Origin of the sequence: Enterobacter quasihormaechei (genome assembly GCF_004331385.1) — a bacterium.
GTDB lineage: Bacteria > Pseudomonadota > Gammaproteobacteria > Enterobacterales > Enterobacteriaceae > Enterobacter > Enterobacter quasihormaechei.
In genome coordinates this window covers 269505-289982 of sequence record NZ_SJON01000001.1, presented here as the reverse complement: position 1 = coordinate 289982, position 20478 = coordinate 269505, and the positions used below count along the sequence as shown (strand labels likewise).

Sequence of the window (20478 nt, the reverse complement as noted above, 5' to 3'; positions counted from 1 at the left end):
CGGTAAGCGCAGCGCCACCGGGCGTTTTGTCGGGTGGCGGCTACGCCTTACCCGACCTACAGGGGCTGAACCGCCGCAATTCCACCAGCGTCACCAGTAAGATCGCGCCAACCATTGCTAACACAAACCCGCTGCTGCTCGCCGACGCCACCGGAGTCATTATTGCTCCCAGCCCGCCGAGGATCGCCGCGCCAATCGCATCGCCCGTCACGTTCTGCGCCGTCCACAGGCCGTTAATACGCCCCAGCATCCCTTCCGGCGTCTGGGTCTGGATCAGGGTGTACTGTAAAAGTGAGCTGACCGCGCTCAGCCAGCCGAAAATCACCAGACACATTACCCCCAGCGCCCAGACCGGCATCAGGCTGAAGAAGCCGATGGCGATAAACGAGGCCAGCGTCGCCACCAGCATAATCAAGCCCGGACGCGCGCTTTGAGCCAGGTTACCGCTGGTCAGCGCTCCGCAGGCCGCGCCGAGTGGAATGGCGGCATACAGCACACCAATCTCTGAGGCGCTCATCTGCCACTCGCCCGCCAGCGCCGGGTAAAGCACGCGCACGGCGCTCGCCATGGTCAGCAGGCCGCCGAGCAGCGCAATGCCGCCAATCAGCGGGTTACTGAACAGAAAACGAATCGCGGCCATTAACGACTTCAGCGGGTGCTCGCGCGGCTGCGGCGGCGGTGGCAGGATCGGCAGACGCAGCAGCGTCAGCGTGGTGATAAAGGTTCCCGCCGCTGCAAGGCCATAGTTCCACGCCACGCTGCCGGTGGCCAGCAGCAGGCCGCCGACCATCGGCGAAATCACCGAGCCGAGGCGCACGGTGAGCATAGTGATCGCCCCCGCCTGCATCAGGTTCTCGCGCCCCACCAGCGCGGGCGTCGCCGCCAGCAGCGCCGTCACGCCGAGCGAGGCGAAAAAACCGTCCCACAGGCCAAGGGCATAAATCGCCACCAGCGACGGCTCCGGCAGCATCGCGTTCAGACACAGCCCGATAAAGCCCACCCCGCAGGTGCCGCGCGCCAGCAGGATCAGCTTCTTACGCTCGTAGCGATCCGCCAGCACGCCGCCGACCATCAGGCCGATAAACATCGCCCCGCCGGTTAAGGTCACGGATAACCCCACCAGCCAGCTGGAGTGCGTCATGGTCTGGATCTGGACGGGCACGGCGACGCCGAGCAGGCCGAGGGACAAAATGGAGATAAAACGGGCGATAAAGACGGCGCGAAACGCCGGGTGCGTCTTAAGCAGGCTGAGGTTAAGCAGCCAGGATTTTTGATTCATGACAAGGCCTTGAGTCTATTTCTACCAATTCCATGGGCGCACATGCTAACATAGCCAAATAAGATAGATAACGATAATCACTATCATTATCAAATCATGGATGTTGCTATGTCGTTTTCCTCTTCTGCGGTGCGCGCCATTGCCGTGCCCGTATTATTGCTACTGCTAATCCTTGCGATTGCACTCAGCCTGCTGGTCGGCGCTAAACCGCTGCCCGCGTCCGTTATTGTCGATGCGCTCTCCGGAACCTGTCAGAGCGCCGACTGCACCATCGTGCTCGACGCTCGCCTGCCCCGTACCCTTGCCGGACTGCTGGCCGGCGGCGCGCTCGGTCTTGCGGGTGCGCTGATGCAAACCCTGACCCGTAACCCGCTGGCGGACCCCGGTATTCTCGGCGTGAACTCAGGCGCAAGCTTTGCCATCGTGCTCGGCGCAGCGCTGTTCGGGTTAACGTCGCCCTCTGAACAGCTGGTGATGGCTTTCTGCGGCGCGCTGGCGGCCTCGCTGGTGGTGGCGTTTACCGGCAGTCAGGGCGGCGGCCAGCTCAGCCCGGTACGCTTAACCCTGGCAGGCGTGGCGCTGGCGGCGGTGCTGGAAGGTCTGTCCAGCGGTATCGCCCTGCTCAACCCGGACGTGTATGACCAGCTGCGCTTCTGGCAGGCCGGTTCGCTGGATATCCGGACCCTTGAAACCTTAAACGTGGTGGCGATCCCGGTCATTATCGCCGCCGTCGTGGCGCTGTGTTTAAGCCGGTCGCTGAACAGCCTGAGCCTCGGCAGCGACACCGCGACCGCCCTCGGCAACCGCGTGGCGCGCACGCAGTTGACTGGCCTGCTCGCTATCACCGTGCTGAGCGGTAGCGCAACCGCCGTGGTCGGCCCGATCGCCTTTATCGGCCTGATGATGCCGCACATGGCGCGCTGGCTGGTGGGCTCGGACCACCGCTGGTCGCTGCCGGTCACGCTGCTGGCGACCCCTGCCCTGCTATTGTTTGCCGACGTGCTGGGCCGCCTGCTGGTGCCCGGCGAGCTGCGCGTCTCGGTGGTGAGCGCGTTTATCGGCGCGCCGGTGCTGATCTTCCTGGTACGTCGAAGACGCGGGGGTGGCGCATGATGGATCCGTCCCGCCGTTTACTCATCAGCGTCTTCCTGCTGGCTATCGCCATTACTCTGCTGGCGGTCTGGAGCCTGCAAAGCGGTGCCGTAGCGCTTGATTTCGCGCAGGTCTTTCACGCCCTCACCGGCAGCGCGCCGCGTAACATCACCATGGTGGTCACGGAATGGCGACTGCCGCGCGTGGCGATGGCGATCCTGGTAGGCGCGGCGCTCGGCGTCAGCGGCGCGATTTTCCAGTCGCTGATGCGTAACCCCCTCGGCAGCCCGGACGTGATGGGCCTGAATACCGGCGCGTGGAGCGGTGTGCTGGTGGCGATGGTGCTGTTCGGGCAGCATCTGATGGCCATTACCTTTACGGCGATGGCGGGCGGCATTCTGACCTCGCTGCTAATCTGGGCCCTGGCCTGGCGCAACGGCATTGACACCTTCCGGCTGATCATTATCGGGATCGGCATCCGCGCGATGCTGATGGCGTTTAACACCTGGCTTTTGTTGCAGGCGTCTCTGGAAACCGCGCTCTCCGCCGGGCTGTGGTATGCCGGTTCACTTAACGGCCTGACGTGGGGCAAAACCTGGCCCGCCGCGCCGCTGATTTTGCTGATGTTTATCGGCGCACTGCTGCTGGTACGCCGGATGCGCCTGCTGGAGATGGGCGACGACAGCGCCTGCGCGCTGGGCGTGAGCGTTGAGCGTTCGCGTCTGATGCTGATGCTGGTGGCGGTATTGCTGACCGCAGCGTCCACCGCGATTGCCGGGCCGATCTCGTTTATTGCCCTTGTCGCGCCGCATATCGCGCGGCGTCTTAGCGGCACCGCACGCTGGGGTTTGACCCAGGCTGCCCTGTGCGGTGCGATGCTGCTGCTGGCCGCCGATCTCTGTGCCCAGCGGCTGTTTATGCCTTATCAACTTCCGGTGGGCGTGGTGACCGTCAGCCTCGGCGGGATTTACCTCATCGTCTTGCTCGTTCAGGAGTCACGCAAGAAATGACAGATTCAACAACCCGCTTGCGCGGCGAAAACTTGACCCTCGGCTATGGCAAAAAAATCATTGCCCGTGATTTAACCGTCGCCATTCCGGACGGCCACTTCACCGCGATTATCGGTCCGAACGGCTGCGGCAAATCGACCCTGCTGCGCACCCTGAGCCGCCTGATGTCGCCGACAGAGGGCAGCGTATTCCTCGACGGAGAGCAGATCCAGCGCTTCGCCAGCAAAGAGGTGGCCAGGCGCATCGGGCTGCTGGCGCAAAACGCCACCACGCCGGGAGATATCACGGTGCAGGAGCTGGTCTCGCGCGGGCGCTACCCGCACCAGCCGCTGTTTACCCGCTGGCGCAAAGAGGACGACGAGGCCGTGAAGCGCGCGATGGAAGCAACGGGCATCACCGATCTGGCTCAGCAAAGCGTGGATACCCTCTCCGGCGGACAGCGACAGCGGGCGTGGATCGCGATGGTGCTGGCGCAAGAAACCGCCATTATGCTGCTGGACGAGCCGACGACCTGGCTGGACATCAGCCATCAGATTGACCTGCTGGAGCTGCTGAGCGAGCTGAACCGCACGCAGGGGTACACCCTGGCGGCGGTGCTGCATGATTTAAATCAGGCCTGCCGCTACGCGACGCATCTGATTGCGCTGCGCGACGGCGAGATTGTGGCGCAGGGCGCGCCGAAGGAGATTGTGACGCCAGAGCTGATCGCGCGGATCTACGGCATGCGCTGCATGATTATTGACGATCCGGTGGCGGGCACGCCGCTGGTGGTGCCGTTAGGTCGGCGGTAATTGCCTTACCCGGCCTACAGTCAGCTCCCGTAGGCCGGGTAAGGCGTAGCCGCCACCCGGCGCTGTTGACGTTACTCCAATATTTCCTTCAACACCGGTCCTATCTTCTCGAACGCCTGCGGTGAAATGATATCCACGTGGGCGCAGTCCTGGCTGTAGACCTCCAGCTCGCCCACCCACGGCGCCCAGGCCGTATGCGGATCCATCGTTCGCGTGCGTTCGGCAACAAACAGCGTCGCTTTACCGTCGAACCGTGAGCTGTGCGCGGTGGTGAGCAGTCGCACCGCGTCCGCGTAGTTGCCTTCAATGGTGTTAAACAATTCGCTGGAGCCCTGACCCTGCTGGGCGGCGATAAACGCCTGACGCTCGCGCTCGATCTCTGCCAGCACTTCCGGGTCAAGGCCGTTGGCCTCTTTCTCCGCCCAGTTCTGGGTTTCCGGCGGCCAGGTATCCAGCAGACCAAGAAACGCCACCGCTTCGCCCTGCTCGCGCAGACGCGCCGCAATGCCCTGCGCCAGCGTGCCGCCGAGCGAATAGCCGAACAGATAATACGGCCCTTGCGGCTGCTGCTTACGCAGCGTTTTCAGGTGATGTTCGATCACGCCATCGAGATCCGCGCACTGCTGCATCGGGCCGTTTGGCCGCGGCGACTGAATGCCGACGATGGACCAGCGCGGGCTGAGGTAACGCGCCAGGACGCTGAACTGCCAGGCAAAGCCGGACGCCGGATGGAAGCAGAACAGCGTCGGGCCGTTGCTTTCACGTAGCGGCAGCAGGGTTTCGTACCCCAGACGCTGCGCCTGTTCGTCGCTCAGTTGCGAGTCCAGCAGCGCGCTGAGCTTGCCGACCGTCGAGGCGACCATAATCTGCCCCGGCGTGACCTTGCGGCTGAACGCACGGCCGAGCTGAGCCGCGAGGCGCATCGCCAGCAGCGAGTGGCCGCCAAGGGCAAAGAAGTCGGCGTCGATATCGTTCACTTCGCAGCCCAGCAGCGCGGAAAACGCCTGCGCCACGACGGCTTCGGTTTGTGTCTCGGGTGCGCGACCGGAGGTTTTGCTGGTCAGCTCCGGCAGCGGCAGCGCCTTGCGATCCAGCTTGCCGTTGGCGCTCAGCGGCAGCGCGCTGATTTGCAGCAGCACCACCGGCACCATATGCGGCGGCAGCTGTGTCCTGAGCGAGTCCAGCAGCGCGTCGCGATCCAGCGGTAAACCGGATTCGGACACCACATACCCCACCAGCTGGCGGGCATCGCCGCCCGTTGCCGCAGCCTGATTGAACACGCACGCATGCGCTACGGCCTGGGCCACGTCAGGCAGTGACAGCATCGCCCGGTCGATTTCACCCAGCTCAATGCGCTGACCGCGGATTTTCAGCTGGTCATCGCTGCGGCCCAGATATTCCACCGCCCCGTTATCCAGCCAGCGGGCAACATCCCCGGTGCGATACATCCGCTCGCCTGGGGCAAACGGATCGGCAATAAAGCGGCTGGCGGTGAGGTCGGGGCGTCCCAGATACCCCTGAGCCAGCTGAATGCCGGTGAGATACAGATCGCCCGCCACGCCGAACGGCACCGGGCGCATCATCGCATCCAGAATGCGCAGCCCCGTATTCCACACCGGGAAGCCGATCGGCACGCTGTTGCCCTCCACCGCCGCCAGTTCCGGGCCGTACGCCGGATACCAGCTCACGTCCACCGCCGCTTCGGTTGGGCCGTAGAGGTTGTGCAGCGGTACATGAGTGAGCTGCTCCCACTCGCGGCACAGCGCCGTTGGCAGCGCCTCGCCGCTACAGAACACCTGCTTCAGCGTCCTGCAACAGTCGACGTTTTCCGGCGTCAGCGAGGCGACAAATGCCGCCAGCATCGACGGCACGAAGTGGGTGGTGGTTACGCCATATTCTGCGAAGAAGCTCTGCATCGCCTGCGGATCGCGGTGCGCGTCCGGCTCGGCCATCACCAGCTTTGCCCCGGCGATAAACGGCCACCAGAACTCCCACACCGACACGTCAAAGCTGCACGGCGTTTTCTGCGCCACGACATCATCCGCCGCCAGTGGATAATGATCCTGCATCCACTTCAGGCGGTTAACGATGGCGGTATGCCCCACCATCACCCCTTTCGGGCGTCCCGTTGAACCTGAGGTAAAGATGATGTACGCGGTCTGCTCCGGCTTCGCCAGCCGCAGAGGTTCAGCGTCCGTGGTCGGCAATAGCATGTTGTAACTAAGCGAAGGTATCGGCAGATCGTTAAAGCGCGGAAGCTGCGTGTCGGTGGTAATGAGAAGCGACGGTTTCGCGTCCTCCAGCATCATCCGCAAACGATCGTCCGGGTAGCCGGTATCCAGTGGCAGCCAGGCGGCACCGGCTTCAACAATGCCGTGCAGCGCCAGGGTCAGGAACACTGAACGCGGGAGCGCCACCGCCACGCTGTCGCCGGGCTTCACGCCGCGCGCGCGCAGCAGGGTTGCCAGCGCGACCACCTGCTCGCGCATCTGGCGGTAGTTCAGCTCAATATGGGCATCTGCCAGCGCGGGGGCGTCCGGCGTTTTGTTTGCCTGCTCCGCCACCAGATCCGCCAGCGTGGTGGAGGGCAGCGCCAGGCCGGTATCGTTGATGCGCGCCAGCCGGGCGTACTCCTGCTCGGATACGGTTTCCACGTCGCCACAGCGCAGGTCCGGGTTCGCGGCAAACTGCGTCAGCATCGCGTTCAGGCGCGAAACGTGGCGCTTCAGCGTTGCGTCGTCGTAACGCTGCCTGTTGGCGAGGATCTCAATGCTTAATCCGCCCTGCTCGTCCGGGAACAGCGCCAGCTCAAGATCGTTCACCGGGCCAGTCGCCAGCGTGTGGGTGATGGCCTCCACGCCGTCGATATCCAGCTGATAATCGAACACCTTCACGTTCAGCACCGGCCCAAACAAGGGTTCGTCCCCTGCGGCCCGCCCGCTGTCGCGCACGATCTGCTCGGCGTCGTAGCGCTGATGGCGGCGCATTTTTTTCAGCTGGTTCGCCAGGCGCAGCGCCAGCTCCGGCAGGCTCTCAAGCGGATTAATATTCACCGCCAGCGGCAGGACGTTAAGCACCGGGCCGGTTGCGGTCAGCGCGGCGGACCCCATGCGGCGCATAAAGATAAACCCGGCGGCGTAGTCCAGCCGTCCGGTGAGGCGGCCGAGCCACAGCGCCACCAGCGCAAGCGCCAGATCGGTGCGCTGTGCCTGCCCGGCTGCCTGCGCCAGCTGGCTAAAGGCGCGAGCGTCCATGGCAATTTTCAGGCGCAGGATGTCGGTAGTGGCGGCGCGTCCCGGCAGCGGCGCGGAGGAGAGCGAGACCGGAGGAGGAAGCTGTTTGCGCTGCCCGGCCCAGAAAGCACCGTCGCGCTGCCAGGCCTCGCTGTCGCGATAGCGCTGATACTCGTCAACAACCTCGGCAAACGGGGTAAACGGTGAGGCTGGGGTGGGTTCCCCTTTCTTCCAGGCAGCGTAAATCGCGGCGATCTGGCGGGTAATCGCCGGGAAACTGAAGCCATCCACCACCAGATGGTGATAGCGCTGATACCAGTACCAGCGGTTGTCACCGACCTGAATCAGCTGATGAAAAGCGAGCGGCTGACCGCTGTCCACGCGCAGATCCTGACTGAGATCGGCCTCCATCAGCGCCACGGCGGCATCGTGAGAATCAACGCGAACGATGGACGGCTCCGGCAGGATCAGGGTCTCATCGACCCACTGCCAGACCTCGCCGTTATCTTCAGCGAAACGCGTGCGCAGGGTATCGGCCTGCATCATGCCTTGCGCAATGGCTTTTGCCAGCAATGGCGCGTCGATATTGCCTTTCAGCTCGGTGTAGTGCGCCACGCTCCAGGCGTTTGGCAGCGAGGAAAGCTGCTCTGCCATCCAGATACCCGGCTGGGCGGCGACGAGAGGAAGACGGTTCATGCGCGCTCCCCCGCAAAACAGGACGGCTCAAGCGTCTGCCAGCGTTGCGCCAGCCACTGCTGGCACGCCTCCTGAGAGTGCGGTTCGCAGACCACGCGCCAGCCCGCGGGCAACTCGCACTGCTGCGGCCACAGGCTGTACTGCCCCTGGTCATTTTGCAAAATGGCGAACTGTCCCTGCGGATTATCGAAAGGATTGCTGAATTCCATACAGACTCCGTTATTGAATGAGCGGCTGCCAGAGGGTCATCAGCCCCTGCGTCAGCCCACCGCGCCAGCAAAGCGCATCGTGTCCGCCGTCAACCTGACGCCAGAATACCGGTTGCTGTGCGTGTAGTTCGGCGTAAATCGCCTGGTTTGCGCGCAAGATAAGCGGCTCATTGCGCCCGGCCTCAAGGACGATGCGCAGCCCGCGAGCGGTTTTTTCACCCGCTTTAAGTTGTTCGATGAGCAGCCCGTCCTGCTGTGCGCCGCGGTGCGGCCACCAGTAAGATCCGGACTGGCTGAGGATGCAGCCAAACCGCTGCGGCCAGTTGAGGCCGGCATAGAGCGAAGAGAGCCCGCCGAAGCTCTGGCCCGCCACCACGGTGCGATCGGCGCGATCGCTGAAGGGCGCAATGCTGTTCACCTGCGGGAGAAGCTCTTCCTGCACCGCCAGCCAGAAATCAGGGTTGCAGGGCAGCTCGCGGCTGCGGTGCGCGGTGTCTATCACGTCGATCAGCACGTAAACCGCTGGCGGCAGTTTGCCTTCACGGGTGAGCGACGCCAGCGCGGGCCAGATCGGCATGCTTTCGGCCCAGAACTGCCCGTCGAGGAGCACCGCCAGCGGGCGACCGGGGTTATCATCGCCGGTGGTAAAAATCCACACGCGGCGACGATTCTTCAGGCGCTCGCTGTTCCACGTAATGCAGACGGGCTTTTTATAAGGCGTATCGGGATGGTTCCAGCCCGGCTGAACGGGGGCCGCAGGCATTTCCAGCGCCGAGACGGCGTGCCCGCGCCCGCCGCGCCAGCTCTGCGCATTCAGCGGGTCAGAAATTGCGTGCGGCAGCAGTTTTCGCCAGCCTTCGCGCAGCGCCATGCGGTCCGGCTGATCGCCTTCAAACACTGCATCGGCAAAATCGTTTTCGTTATCGGAGGGGATAAAACAGTAGCTGCCGCGCCATTCGGGGCTGAACTCCCCCTGCCAGTGCCAGACGTCAGTATCCGGGATACGTACAAGCGATTGCGGGCGAGCATTCTGATGGTGGTCGGTCACGCCGGTAACGTAGAGCCAGACGCGCTTGATCGTTGAGGTCTTCTGGGTTCCTGCCGGGTCCCGCCACCAGAATGTGACGCGATAGTTTTCCTCATGACGTTCCCATTCCGGCCCGTTTTTCGACTGCCACCACGCTTCACTTCCGGTTGTTAACGCCGTCACCCTTATAACCCCATGTTTAACAATATTTTTTGTTTCAGAGCAAATTTTATTGATAATATTATTGATAACTATTTGCATTTGCAATAGCGTATTGCCCGCGCTGTGGGAAGCGCGTTCATAAATAACCATAAAAGCGGGACGTACAATGAATAAGAAGATTCACTCTCTGGCCTTGCTGGTCAATTTAGGGATTTATGGCGTCGCGCTGCCCGCCATGGCAGACGACTACGCCGCCTCCGCGCAGCACGAAGACACCATGGTGATCACCGCCGCCGAGCAGAATTTGCAGGCGCCAGGCGTGTCGACCATCACCGCCGATGAGATCCGCAAAAACCCGCCCGCGCGGGACGTGGCGGAAATCATCCGCACCATGCCGGGCGTTAACCTGACCGGGAACTCCACCAGCGGCCAGCGCGGGAACAACCGTCAGATCGACATTCGCGGCATGGGCCCGGAAAACACCCTGATCCTGATCGACGGCAAGCCCGTCACCAGCCGCAACTCGATTCGCCTGGGCTGGCGCGGCGAGCGTGATACCCGCGGCGATACCGGCTGGGTGCCGCCGGAGATGATCGAGCGCATCGAAGTGATCCGCGGCCCGGCCGCTGCCCGCTACGGTAACGGCGCGGCGGGCGGCGTGGTGAACATCATCACCAAAAAATTCGACGACCAGTGGCACGGCTCCTGGAACACCTACCTGAACGCGCCAGAACATAAAGACGAAGGTTCTACCAAGCGCACCAACTTCAGCCTGAGCGGCCCGCTGGGCGGCGACTTCAGCTTCCGCATGTTCGGTAACCTGGACAAAACCCAGGCCGACGCGTGGGACATTAACCAGGGTCATCAGTCTGACCGCACGGGCGCTTACGCCAACACCCTGCCCGCGGGCCGCGAGGGTGTAGAGAACAAAGACATCAACGGCGTGGTGCGCTGGGACTTCGCGCCGATGCAGTCGCTGGAGTTTGAAGCGGGCTACAGCCGCCAGAACAACCTGTATGCGGGTGACACGCAGAACACCAACAACGACAACGCGCTGGTGAAGAAAAACTACGGCAAAGAGACCAACCGTATTTATCGCCAGAACTTCGCCGTGACCTGGAACGGCGGCTGGGATAACGGCATTACCACCAGCAACTGGGCGCAGTACGAACACACCCGCAACTCCCGCCTGGGCGAAGGGCTGGCGGGCGGTCTGGAAGGCCTGTTCAACAGCAATAAATTCACCGATACCGATCTGGCCGACGTGATGCTGCACAGCGAAATCAACCTGCCGATTGATTTCATTGTGAACCAGAACCTGACGCTCGGCACCGAGTGGAACCAGCAGCGGATGAAGGATTCAACCTCCTTCACGCAAACCCAGCAGGGTGGCACCATCCCGGGCATGAGCGAAGACCGTAGCCCGTACACGTCAGCGGAGATCTTCTCCCTGTTCGCTGAGAACAACATGGAGCTGACCGACAGCACCATGCTGACCCCTGCCCTGCGCTTCGATCACCACACCATCGTGGGCAATAACTGGAGCCCGTCCCTGAACCTGTCGCAGGGTCTGGGGGATGACTTCACCCTGAAGATGGGGATTGCGCGCGCTTATAAAGCGCCAAGCCTGTACCAGACCAACCCGAACTACCTGTTGTACAGTAAAGGCCAGGGTTGCTACGCCAGTTCCGACGGCGTGGGCTGCTACATGATGGGTAACGACGATCTGAAAGCGGAAACCAGCATCAACAAAGAGATTGGCCTGGAGTGGAAACGCGACGGCTGGCTGGCGGGCGTGACCTGGTTCCGCAACGACTACCGCAACAAGATTGAAGCGGGCTACGCGCCGATTGGCCAGACCTCCACCGGTAAAGTCACCACCGATATCTACCAGTGGGAAAACGTGCCGAAGGCGGTGGTGGAAGGTCTGGAAGGCTCCCTGAACGTGCCGGTCAGCGACACCATCAACTGGACCAACAACATCACCTATATGCTGCAAAGCAAGAACAAGGAGACCGGCGACCGTCTGTCGATCATTCCGGAGTACACGCTGAACTCGACCCTGAGCTGGCAGGTGCACCAGGACGTGTCATTGCAGTCGACCTTCACCTGGTACGGCAAGCAGCAGCCGAAGAAGTACAACTACAAAGGTCAGCCGGTGACCGGGTCTGAGAAAGATGAAGTCAGCCCGTACAGCATCGTTGGCCTGAGCGCCACCTGGGACATGACCAAAAACGTCAGCCTGACCGGCGGCGTGGACAACGTCTTCGACAAGCGCCAGTGGCGCGCGGGTAATGCCCAGACGACCGGAAATGCCACCACCGGTGCGTATATGTACGGTGCGGGTGCCTACACGTATAATGAACCGGGTCGCACCTGGTACATGAGCGTGAATACGCGTTTTTAAGGCACTGAAGTCAATCCTTCCCTCTCCCCTCCGGGGAGAGGGTCAGGGTGAGGGGAAAAACCATGCACACCACCCACAGCACATTTTCTCTCGCCGGCCTCATCCTCCACCGCATCACCTTCGCCCCCGCCACCTTCACCGACGCCGATCTCCTCTGGCTTCCCCATCACGCCCAGCTCGCTGATGCCGGACGTAAACGCAAGGCTGACCATCTGGCAGGACGCATCGCCGCCGCGCACGCCTTGCCTGACCACACCGTTCCCGCTATCGGCCCCAGCGGGGAACCGCTCTGGTCGGACGGAATTTCCGGCAGCATCACCCACAGCGGCACCCAGGCCATGGCGGTAGTGGTTAGCGATCGACACGCGCTCATCGGCATCGACTGCGAAACCCTCCTGCCCGAAAATGAAGCCAGAGAAATTAAGGACGGCATTATAGATGCCCAGGAGGAGCGCGTGCTTTCCCACTCGGGATACCCGTTCGCCCTCGCCCTGACGCTGGTTTTCAGCGCCAAAGAGAGCCTGTTCAAGGCCCTCTTTCCCCAGGTGCAGGCATATATGGGTTTTGACAGCGCCCGCGTCACCTTGCTCGACAATAAGACGCTCACGCTGGCGTTGACCCGTCAACTGGCAGGCTTTAACGAAGGCACCGCCTTCACCCTGCACTGGCAGCAGCAGGGCGAGCAGGCGATCACCCTGCTGTCACACGTTCCTGCCGACGCGCCTTCACGCTGGTCACCACAAACGTCACGATAAACACCACCGCGAACAGCACCACGATGGTCGGCGCGGGCGCGCTGTCGAGATAAAACGAGGCATACACGCCGCTGACCGACACCAGTACTGATACCGCCACTGCCACCAGCAGCGCCATGTGAAAGCGTCGGGCGATCAGCACCGCCACCGCGCCGGGGGCAATCAGCAGCGAAATCGACAGAATGATCCCCACCGCCTTCAGCGTCGCCACGATGGTCAGCGAAACCATGCACAGTAAGCCGTAGTGCAGCCATCGGGCGCGCAGGCCGCTCGCCTGCGCCTGCTGATAGTCAAAGCAGAACAGCAGGAAATCGCGCCACTTCAGGCCAATCACCAGCGCGATCACCCCCGCGACGAGACCGCTTTGCAGTATGTCCATCCCGTTAATGCCCAGCATATCGCCGAACAGAATGTGGTCGAGATGCACCTCAGGCTTGACGGCGATATAGAGGATCAGCCCGGCGCCGAACATCCCGGAAAAGACAATCCCCATCACCGTATCCTGCTTGATCCGGCTGTTGTCCTTCAGGTAGCCGGTGGCGATCGCGCAGAACAGACCGGCAACGAATGCACCCACCGCCAGCGGCAGGCCCATCACCCACGCCAGCACCACGCCGGGAAACACCGCGTGGCTCATGGCATCGCCCATCAGCGCCCAGCCTTTGAGCACCAGAAAAACCGACAGCAGCGCGCAGGGCACGGCTACCAGAAGTGAAATCAGCAGCGCGTTATTCATGAACGCAAACTGGAAGGGTTCAAGGAGCAGCGCCATCATGGGTGTGCCTCCTTCGCGCGACGGCGGCTGGCGAGCAGCCCGTGCTTCGGCGCAAAGACGAACGCCAGCAGGAATAGCAGCGTCTGGGCGACCACAATAATGCCGCCGGTGGCACCGTCCAGATAATAACTGGCCCACGCGCCGAGGAAGCTGGTGAGGCTGCCAATGGCGACGGCAATCATCAGCAGGCGCGGGAAGCGGTCGGTGAGCAGCCACGCGGTTGCGCCGGGCGTAACCACCAGGCAAATCACCAGAAACGCGCCGACGGTTTGCAGCGCCGCCACGGTGGAGACCGCCAGCAGCGTGAAGAACAGAACCTTCAGGCGCGCCGGGCGCAGGCCGATGGCGCGGGCGTGGTTCTCATCAAAAAAGGTCACCATCAGATCTTTCCATTTGAACAGCAGGATAACCATCGACACCACGCCGATAATCGCCAGCTGGACGATATCCTCCGGGGCGATAGCCAGAATATTGCCGAGCACGATGGTCTGAATATTCACCGAGGTCGGGTTGAGCGAGACCATAAACAGCCCCAGCCCGAAAAAGGAGGAGAAGATCAGCCCGATGATGGCGTCCTCCTTCAGGCGGCTGCGCTGGTTGAGAAACAGCATGCTGCCCGCCGCCAGCCCGCCCGATAAAAACGCCCCCAGCGAGAAAGGCAGCCCGAGCATGTAAGCCCCCGCCACGCCCGGCACGATGGAGTGCGAGAGCGCATCGCCGATCAGCGACCAGCCTTTGAGCATCAGGTAGCAGGAGAGAAACGCGCACAGCCCGCCCACCATCGCCGAGACCCACATCGCGTTGAGCATGTACTCATAGCCGAAGGGTTCAAGAAGCGCGTTCATTTGGCCTCCTGCCGGTGCGTGACGAAGGGCCGCTCGTCGTCGGTGATGATGCGTTCTTCCGAGCCGCTGAGCACCACGTGGCGCAGCACGCCGCTGAAGGCGCGCTCAAGGTTTTCGGCGGTAAAGGTGGTTTCCGTCGGACCGCTCGCCAGCACGGTGCCTTTGACCATCACCGTGTAATCGCAAAACTCCGTGACCGAGCCTAAATTGTGGGTCGAGACCAGCATGGTTTTGCCCTCATCGCGCAACTCGCGCAGCAGGCTGATGATTCTGGCTTCGGTTTTAACGTCCACGCCGGTAAACGGCTCGTCGAGCAGGATCACCTCGCCCTGCTGGGCAATCGCCCGCGCCAGGAAGACGCGCTTCTTTTGCCCGCCGGAGAGCTCGCCAATCTGCCGATGGCGCAGCTCGAGCATATCCACGCGCTTCAGGGCGTCGGTTACGATCTGCCGATCCTGCGCTTTAGGCCGCCGCAGAAATCCCATATGCCCGTAGCGGCCCATCATCACTACGTCCTCGACCAGCACCGGAAACGACCAGTCGACCTCTTCCGACTGCGGCACGTAGGCGACCAGGTTCTGGCGTAGCGCCCGGTGAGGCGGCAGCCCATGGAGGGTGATGCTGCCGCTCGCCGCCCGCACAAAACCCATCACCGCCTTAAACAGCGTGGACTTGCCGGAGCCGTTGACCCCCACCAGCGCGGCAATCGATCCGCCGGGCACGCTGAACGACGCATTGCGCAGCGCCGTGTGGCCGTTGCGGTAGGTCACGGTCACGTCCGTAACGACAATCCCCTTTTGCATGGTCACTCCTTCATGCCGTCGCGAATGCCCTGCACCAGCGTGCGGGTGGTCACGTTCAGCAGGTCGATATAGGTCGGCACCGGGCCGTTTTCCGCGCTCAGGGAGTCGACGTACAGCACGCCGCCGTACTGGGCGCCGGTTTCCCGCGCCACCTGACGCGCCGGCTTATCGGAAACCGTGCTTTCGCTGAATACCGCCGGGATGCGATGTTTCTTCACCAGATCGATCACCTTGCGCACCTGCTGCGGCGTCCCCTGCCGATCGGCGTTGATCGGCCACAGGTAAAGTTCCTTCATGCCCAGATCCCGCGCCAGATAGGAGAAGGCGCCCTCGCTGGTCACCATCCAGCGCTTGTCTTCCGGGATAGCCGCTACCTGCTTGCGCAGCGGTTCGAGGGTCGCGACGATCTTCTGCTTGTAGGCTTCGGCGTTGCGCTGATACGTCTGCGCATTCGCCGGGTCGTACTTCACCAGCGCGTCGCGGATATTATCGACGTAAATCAGCGCATTGTCCGGCGACATCCACGCGTGCGGGTTGGGCTTGCCGTCGTACGGCCCCTCGCTGATGCCCATCGGCGTAATGCCCTGGGTGACAATCACCTCCGGCACGCCGTTCAGATGCTGATAAAAACGCTGGAACCACAGCTCCAGATTCATGCCGTTCGCCAGGATCAGCTGCGCCTTTTGCGCGCGTTTGATATCCCCCGGTGTCGGCTGGTACTCATGGATTTCAGCGCCCGGTTTGGTGATGGAGGTGACGTCTGCGGCATCCCCCGCCACGTTTTTCGCCATATCCGCGATGACGGTAAAGGTGGTGATGACCTGGAACTTTTCAGCCGCCAGCGCGCCCGTGCTGGTCGTAGCCGTAAGCAGCGCGCCGAGCAACAGACGCTTTAATCCTTGCAGTGGGTGCATCGCAGAAGTCTCCTGAGGTGGTTAAATTCAAAGCAAAATTAGCCCGTGCTATAAGGTATAGCACAGGCTATATTTAAATGAAAATGGTTATCATTAAAGTTATGTCAATGAAGGGCGTGCCTGATGGCGCTTCGCTTATCAGGCCTACGGAAAAGCAGTTTTGGAGTTTTGTAGGCCGGGTAAGCGCAGCGCCACCCGGCAAAAAAATGGCTGGATTTTTAATTAAAGGAGTTTGTCATTACTTAGACATCCGGGAACATCACGCTATTCCCCGGCGCTTCCCTGTGCAGATGGATAAAGTTCAGGTGCCGTTCATACTGGTCCAGAATGTCCGTAATCACCTGCTCCTTGCTGTAATCCATCAAATCATTCCCCTGGCTACCTTCCAGCAGGAACGTCTCCAGCCGGTAGTAGGTTGATTTCCCGCTGCGCGCCCGGTAGGTAAACCCAGGCACCGAGTACTGCTGCGGCCAGATCTGATAGACAAAGTTCTGCTCGTCGCCCATGTGCACCAGCAGATCCAGGTGCCCCAGGGTTTCGCCCTCCTCCGGCGGCAGGTTTTTCAGCTCCACGTACGCACCGCGCAGCTTCAGCTCCTGCGCCACCTCTTCCATCGCCGGGAAGCAGACGGTTTCCATCATCTGGCTGGTGTAGCGCGTGCCCGGGTAGTTCATCAGGCGCGACAGGCGCTTCTTCCAGCTCAGCCGGTCCTGGGCGCCCATCGGCCGCGGCGCGGTGTCGCGGCTGGCGCTTTCGCGGCGGTAGTCTTCTACCTTGAGCGATTTATACAGCCCGGCCATCACGAAGAAGATCACAAAGCTGAACGGCAGGCCCATGATCACCGTGGTGTTCTGCAACGCCGAAATGCCGTTGGTCATCAGCATGCCGAGCGTCAGCAGGCCGATGGCGACGGACCAGAAGATGCGCAGCCAGTTCGGCGCGTCGCTGTTGATGTCCTTCAGCTTCGAGGTGAAGTTCCCCAGCACCAGCGCGCCGGAATCCGCCGAGGTGACGTAAAACAGCAGGCCGGTAATGGTCGCTACCGAGGCGCTAAAGGTAAACGCCGGATACTGCGCCAGCAGGCTGTAGAAGCCGCGCTCCGGATGCGCCATCGCTTCCTGGGCAAAGGTTGCGTTGCCGTGGATGATCTCGTGCAGCGCGCTGTTGCCGAAAATCGACAGCCACAGCAGGGTAAAGGTGAACGGGATGATCAGGGTGCCCATCACAAACTGACGAATGGTGCGCCCGCGCGAAATACGCGCCAGGAACAGGCCGACAAACGGCGACCATGCGACCCACCATGCCCAGAAGAACAGGGTCCAGTTGTTCATCCACTCCACCGGGCGGTCAAAGGCGAAGCTGTTCAGCGTCATGCCCATGAAGCGGTTCACGTAGTCCCCCACGTTCAGTACCAGAGCGTTGAGCAGGAACGACGTGTCGCCCATAAACAGCACGAACAGGATCAGGCCCAGCGCCAGCGCCACGTTTAGCTCAGAGAGCACGCGGATGCCCTTATCCACGCCGGAGGTCACCGAAATGGTGGCGATAATCACCGAGAGCGCAATCAGTGCCGCTTTCGCCGCCATTGAATCCGGGATATCAAACAGCACGCTCAGCCCATAGTTGAGCTGGACCACGCCAATGCCGAGCGTCGTCGCGATGCCGAAGATGGTGCCAATGACCGCCGCGATATCGACGCTGTGGCCAATCGGGCCGTTAATCCTTTTCCCGAAAATCGGGTACAACGCGGAGCGGATGGTGAGGGGCAAATTATAACGATAGCTAAAGTATCCGAGCGCCATCCCCATCAGGGCATACATCGACCATCCTGTCAGGCCGTAGTGGAACAGCGTCCAGACCATCGCCTGTCGCGCGGCCTCCATCGTCTGCCCCGCCCCTTCCGGCGGCTGCATATACTGCGTGACCGGTTCGGCCACCGAGAAGAACATCAGATCGATGCCGATGCCCGCGGCAAACAGCATCGCCGCCCAGCTCAGCAGGCTGAACTCGGGCTTGGACTGCTCTGGCCCAAGCTTCACCGAGCCAAAGCGCGAGCAGGCAATGCAGACCACGAAGACGATATAGAGCGTCGCCGCCAGCAGGTAGTACCAGCCGAAGGTCTTCGACACCCAGTTCAGGGTGCGGCCAATCCACTCGGCAGAAAAATCGCTAAAGAAAATGGTCGTCAGGGAAAACAACAAAATCAGCCCGGCGGACGTATAAAAAACGACCGGGTTGATTTTGTCTTTTTCTCTGTCTTGTGAAAGGTCTGTCATCCAGTATCCCCACTGTTTTTGTAACTATTGAAATCCAAAATCGCAACAATTAAGACACATTTTATATTGAACGTCCAATCAAAAACCGCTTTAATAGATTACCAACGCTGATGAATGGAGTGGCAAAAATGCCCAAAGTGGGGATGCAGCCGATCCGGCGCAGGCAGCTTATCGACGCCACGCTGGAAGCAATTAATGAAGTGGGAATGCATGACGCAACCATCGCGCAGATCGCCCGTCGGGCGGGCGTGTCCACGGGGATCATCAGCCACTATTTCAAAGATAAAAACGGCCTGCTGGAAGCGACCATGCGCGACATCACCGGCCAGCTGCGCGACGCGGTATTAAGCCGCTTACGCGCCCTGCCGAACGGCAGCGCGGAGCAGCGTTTGCAGGCGATTGTTGGCGGCAATTTTGATGAAACCCAGGTCAGCGGCGCGGCGATGAAGGCCTGGCTGGCCTTCTGGGCGAGCAGCATGCATCAGCCGATGCTCTACCGTTTGCAGCAGGTCAGCAGCCGCCGGTTGCTCTCAAACCTGGTGTACGAGTTCCGCCGCGAGCTGCCGCGTGAACAGGCTGAAGAGGCGGGCTACGGGCTCGCCGCGCTGATTGACGGGCTGTGGCTGCGCGCCGCGCTGAGCGGCAAACCGCTGGACAAAACCCTCGCGCAATCGCTCACCAGCCACTTTATCAGCCAGCATTTACCGACCGAATAACCGAGGAGGAAGCATGTCCCGAATGGCAGAACAGCAGCTTTATATAAATGGTGGTTATACATCCGCCACCAGCGGTCGCACCTTCGAGACCATCAACCCGGCCAACGGTGAAGTTCTGGCGAGCGTGCAGGCCGCCGGGCGTGAAGACGTGGACCGCGCCGTAGCGAGCGCAACGCGCGGGCAAAAAATCTGGGCGGCGATGACCGCCATGGAGCGCTCGCGCATCCTGCGTCGCGCCGTTGATATCCTGCGCGAGCGCAACGACGCGCTGGCGAAGCTTGAAACCCTCGACACCGGTAAGGCGTTTTCTGAAACCTCGACCGTCGACATCGTCACCGGCGCGGACGTGCTGGAGTACTACGCGGGGCTGATCCCGGCGCTGGAAGGCAGCCAGATCCCGCTGCGCGACACCTCATTCGTCTACACCCGCCGCGAACCGCTGGGCGTGGTGGCGGGCATCGGCGCGTGGAACTACCCGATCCAGATCGCCCTGTGGAAATCCGCCCCGGCGCTGGCGGCGGGCAACGCGATGATCTTCAAGCCGAGCGAAGTGACGCCGCTCACCGCCCTGAAACTGGCGGAAATCTACACCGAAGCGGGCCTGCCGGACGGCGTGTTTAACGTCCTGCCGGGCGTGGGCGCGGAAACCGGCCAGTACCTGACCGAGCATCCGGGCATTGCCAAAGTCTCCTTCACCGGCGGCGTCGCCAGCGGCAAAAAGGTGATGGCTAACTCCGCAGCCTCGTCCCTTAAAGAGGTGACGATGGAGCTGGGCGGCAAATCTCCGCTGATAGTGTTTGACGATGCGGATCTGGATCTCGCCGCAGACATCGCCATGATGGCCAACTTCTTCAGTTCCGGACAGGTGTGCACCAACGGCACCCGCGTGTTCGTGCCTGCAAAATATAAGGCCGCGTTTGAACAGAAAATCGTAGAGCGCGTGGGCCGCATCCGCGCGGGCGATCTGTTCGATGAAAGCACCAACTTTGGCCCGATGGTCAGCTTCCCGCACCGCGACAGCGTGATGCGCTACATCGCCAAAGGTAAAGAAGAAGGCGCGCGCGTGCTGTGTGGCGGCGACGTGCTGAAGGGCGACGGGTTTGATAACGGCGCGTGGGTAGCCCCGACCGTGTTCACCGACTGCACCGATGAGATGACCATCGTGCGCGAAGAGATCTTCGGCCCGGTGATGTCCATCCTCACCTATGAAAGCGATGAAGAAGCCATTCGCCGCGCCAACGATACCGACTACGGTCTGGCGGCGGGCATCGTCACCGCCGATCTGAACCGCGCGCACGGCGCGATTCATCAGCTCGAAGCGGGCATCTGCTGGATCAACACCTGGGGTGAATCCGCCGCGGAGATGCCGGTTGGCGGCTACAAGCACTCCGGCATTGGCCGCGAAAACGGCGTGATGACGCTTCAGAGCTACACCCAGGTGAAGTCCATCCAGGTTGAGATGGGTAAATTCCAGTCCATATTTTAACC

At 61.7% G+C, this 20478-nt stretch carries 16 protein-coding genes; 7 read left to right on the top strand and 9 right to left on the bottom strand.

What is annotated here, in order from left to right; genetic code table 11:
- Window positions 1-40: 40 nt before the first annotated feature.
- Entirely contained in the window at window positions 41-1279 is a 1239-nt protein-coding gene (gene entS, locus E0L16_RS01350; protein ID WP_131636143.1) for an enterobactin transporter EntS, read from the bottom strand.
- A 108-nt stretch (window positions 1280-1387) separates the two neighbouring features.
- On the opposite strand from entS, the gene fepD reads away from it, so the two are divergent.
- From fepD to fepC, 3 genes are read left to right on the top strand one after another with little or no spacing between them, the layout of a single operon-like run.
- Window positions 1388-2392 carry a Fe(3+)-siderophore ABC transporter permease gene (fepD, locus tag E0L16_RS01345; protein WP_063866037.1) on the top strand — a complete coding sequence of 335 codons (1005 nt, stop codon included), beginning with the start codon at window positions 1388-1390 and terminating at the stop codon, window positions 2390-2392.
- The gene (gene fepG / locus E0L16_RS01340) at window positions 2389-3381 is read left to right on the top strand and encodes an iron-enterobactin ABC transporter permease (RefSeq protein WP_427854515.1); all 993 of its coding nucleotides are present in this window, start codon (window positions 2389-2391) and stop codon (window positions 3379-3381) included. The genes fepD and fepG overlap by 4 nt, the downstream gene beginning before the upstream one ends.
- Window positions 3378-4172 carry an iron-enterobactin ABC transporter ATP-binding protein gene (gene fepC, locus E0L16_RS01335; protein ID WP_028012291.1) on the top strand — a complete coding sequence of 265 codons (795 nt, stop codon included), beginning with the start codon at window positions 3378-3380 and terminating at the stop codon, window positions 4170-4172. Before fepG ends, fepC begins: the two co-directional genes overlap by 4 nt.
- Window positions 4173-4243: 71 nt before the next feature.
- Here fepC and entF read toward each other — a convergent pair whose 3' ends face one another.
- From entF to fes, 3 genes are read right to left on the bottom strand one after another with little or no spacing between them, the layout of a single operon-like run.
- Window positions 4244-8101, bottom strand: coding sequence for an enterobactin non-ribosomal peptide synthetase EntF (gene entF, locus E0L16_RS01330; protein WP_131636142.1), 3858 nt, complete (start codon window positions 8099-8101; stop codon window positions 4244-4246).
- A complete protein-coding gene (locus E0L16_RS01325; RefSeq protein ID WP_063449420.1) occupies window positions 8098-8310 on the bottom strand; it encodes an MbtH family protein in 213 nt (70 codons plus the stop codon). The genes entF and E0L16_RS01325 overlap by 4 nt, the downstream gene beginning before the upstream one ends.
- A 10-nt stretch (window positions 8311-8320) precedes the next feature.
- Window positions 8321-9520 (bottom strand): enterochelin esterase, encoded by a 1200-nt coding sequence (gene fes / locus E0L16_RS01320; RefSeq protein ID WP_131636141.1) that lies wholly within the window; start codon window positions 9518-9520, stop codon window positions 8321-8323.
- 145 nt (window positions 9521-9665) lie between these two features.
- Here fes and E0L16_RS01315 point away from each other — a divergent pair, with 145 nt between their 5' ends.
- The gene (locus E0L16_RS01315) at window positions 9666-11906 is read left to right on the top strand and encodes a TonB-dependent siderophore receptor (protein ID WP_131636140.1); all 2241 of its coding nucleotides are present in this window, start codon (window positions 9666-9668) and stop codon (window positions 11904-11906) included.
- Window positions 11907-11968: 62 nt separating this feature from the next.
- Window positions 11969-12661, top strand: coding sequence for an enterobactin synthase subunit EntD (gene entD, locus E0L16_RS01310; RefSeq protein WP_131636255.1), 693 nt, complete (start codon window positions 11969-11971; stop codon window positions 12659-12661).
- On the opposite strand, the gene E0L16_RS01305 is transcribed toward entD, so the two are convergent.
- The 5 genes from E0L16_RS01305 to betT form a co-directional block, all read right to left on the bottom strand.
- The gene (locus tag E0L16_RS01305; RefSeq protein WP_131636139.1) at window positions 12597-13436 is read right to left on the bottom strand and encodes a metal ABC transporter permease; all 840 of its coding nucleotides are present in this window, start codon (window positions 13434-13436) and stop codon (window positions 12597-12599) included. The genes entD and E0L16_RS01305 overlap by 65 nt on opposite strands.
- Complete coding sequence (gene sitC / locus E0L16_RS01300; RefSeq protein WP_112792647.1) at window positions 13433-14281, bottom strand: iron/manganese ABC transporter permease subunit SitC; 849 nt, start codon at window positions 14279-14281, stop codon at window positions 13433-13435. Before sitC ends, E0L16_RS01305 begins: the two co-directional genes overlap by 4 nt.
- Window positions 14278-15084 carry an iron/manganese ABC transporter ATP-binding protein SitB gene (sitB, locus tag E0L16_RS01295; RefSeq protein WP_131636138.1) on the bottom strand — a complete coding sequence of 269 codons (807 nt, stop codon included), beginning with the start codon at window positions 15082-15084 and terminating at the stop codon, window positions 14278-14280. Before sitB ends, sitC begins: the two co-directional genes overlap by 4 nt.
- A 2-nt stretch (window positions 15085-15086) precedes the next feature.
- Entirely contained in the window at window positions 15087-15998 is a 912-nt protein-coding gene (locus E0L16_RS01290; protein WP_131636137.1) for a metal ABC transporter substrate-binding protein, read from the bottom strand.
- 242 nt (window positions 15999-16240) lie between these two features.
- The gene (betT, locus tag E0L16_RS01285) at window positions 16241-18274 is read right to left on the bottom strand and encodes a choline BCCT transporter BetT (protein ID WP_063866018.1); all 2034 of its coding nucleotides are present in this window, start codon (window positions 18272-18274) and stop codon (window positions 16241-16243) included.
- Window positions 18275-18402: 128 nt separating this feature from the next.
- Between betT and betI the strand changes: the two genes are divergently transcribed.
- Together betI and betB are read left to right on the top strand one after the other, a co-directional pair.
- Window positions 18403-18990: a transcriptional regulator BetI gene (gene betI / locus E0L16_RS01280; protein ID WP_023334836.1), complete on the top strand. Its 588-nt coding sequence runs from the start codon at window positions 18403-18405 to the stop codon at window positions 18988-18990.
- Between the two features lie 13 nt (window positions 18991-19003).
- Window positions 19004-20476: a betaine-aldehyde dehydrogenase gene (gene betB, locus E0L16_RS01275; protein WP_131636136.1), complete on the top strand. Its 1473-nt coding sequence runs from the start codon at window positions 19004-19006 to the stop codon at window positions 20474-20476.
- Window positions 20477-20478: the final 2 nt, after the last annotated feature.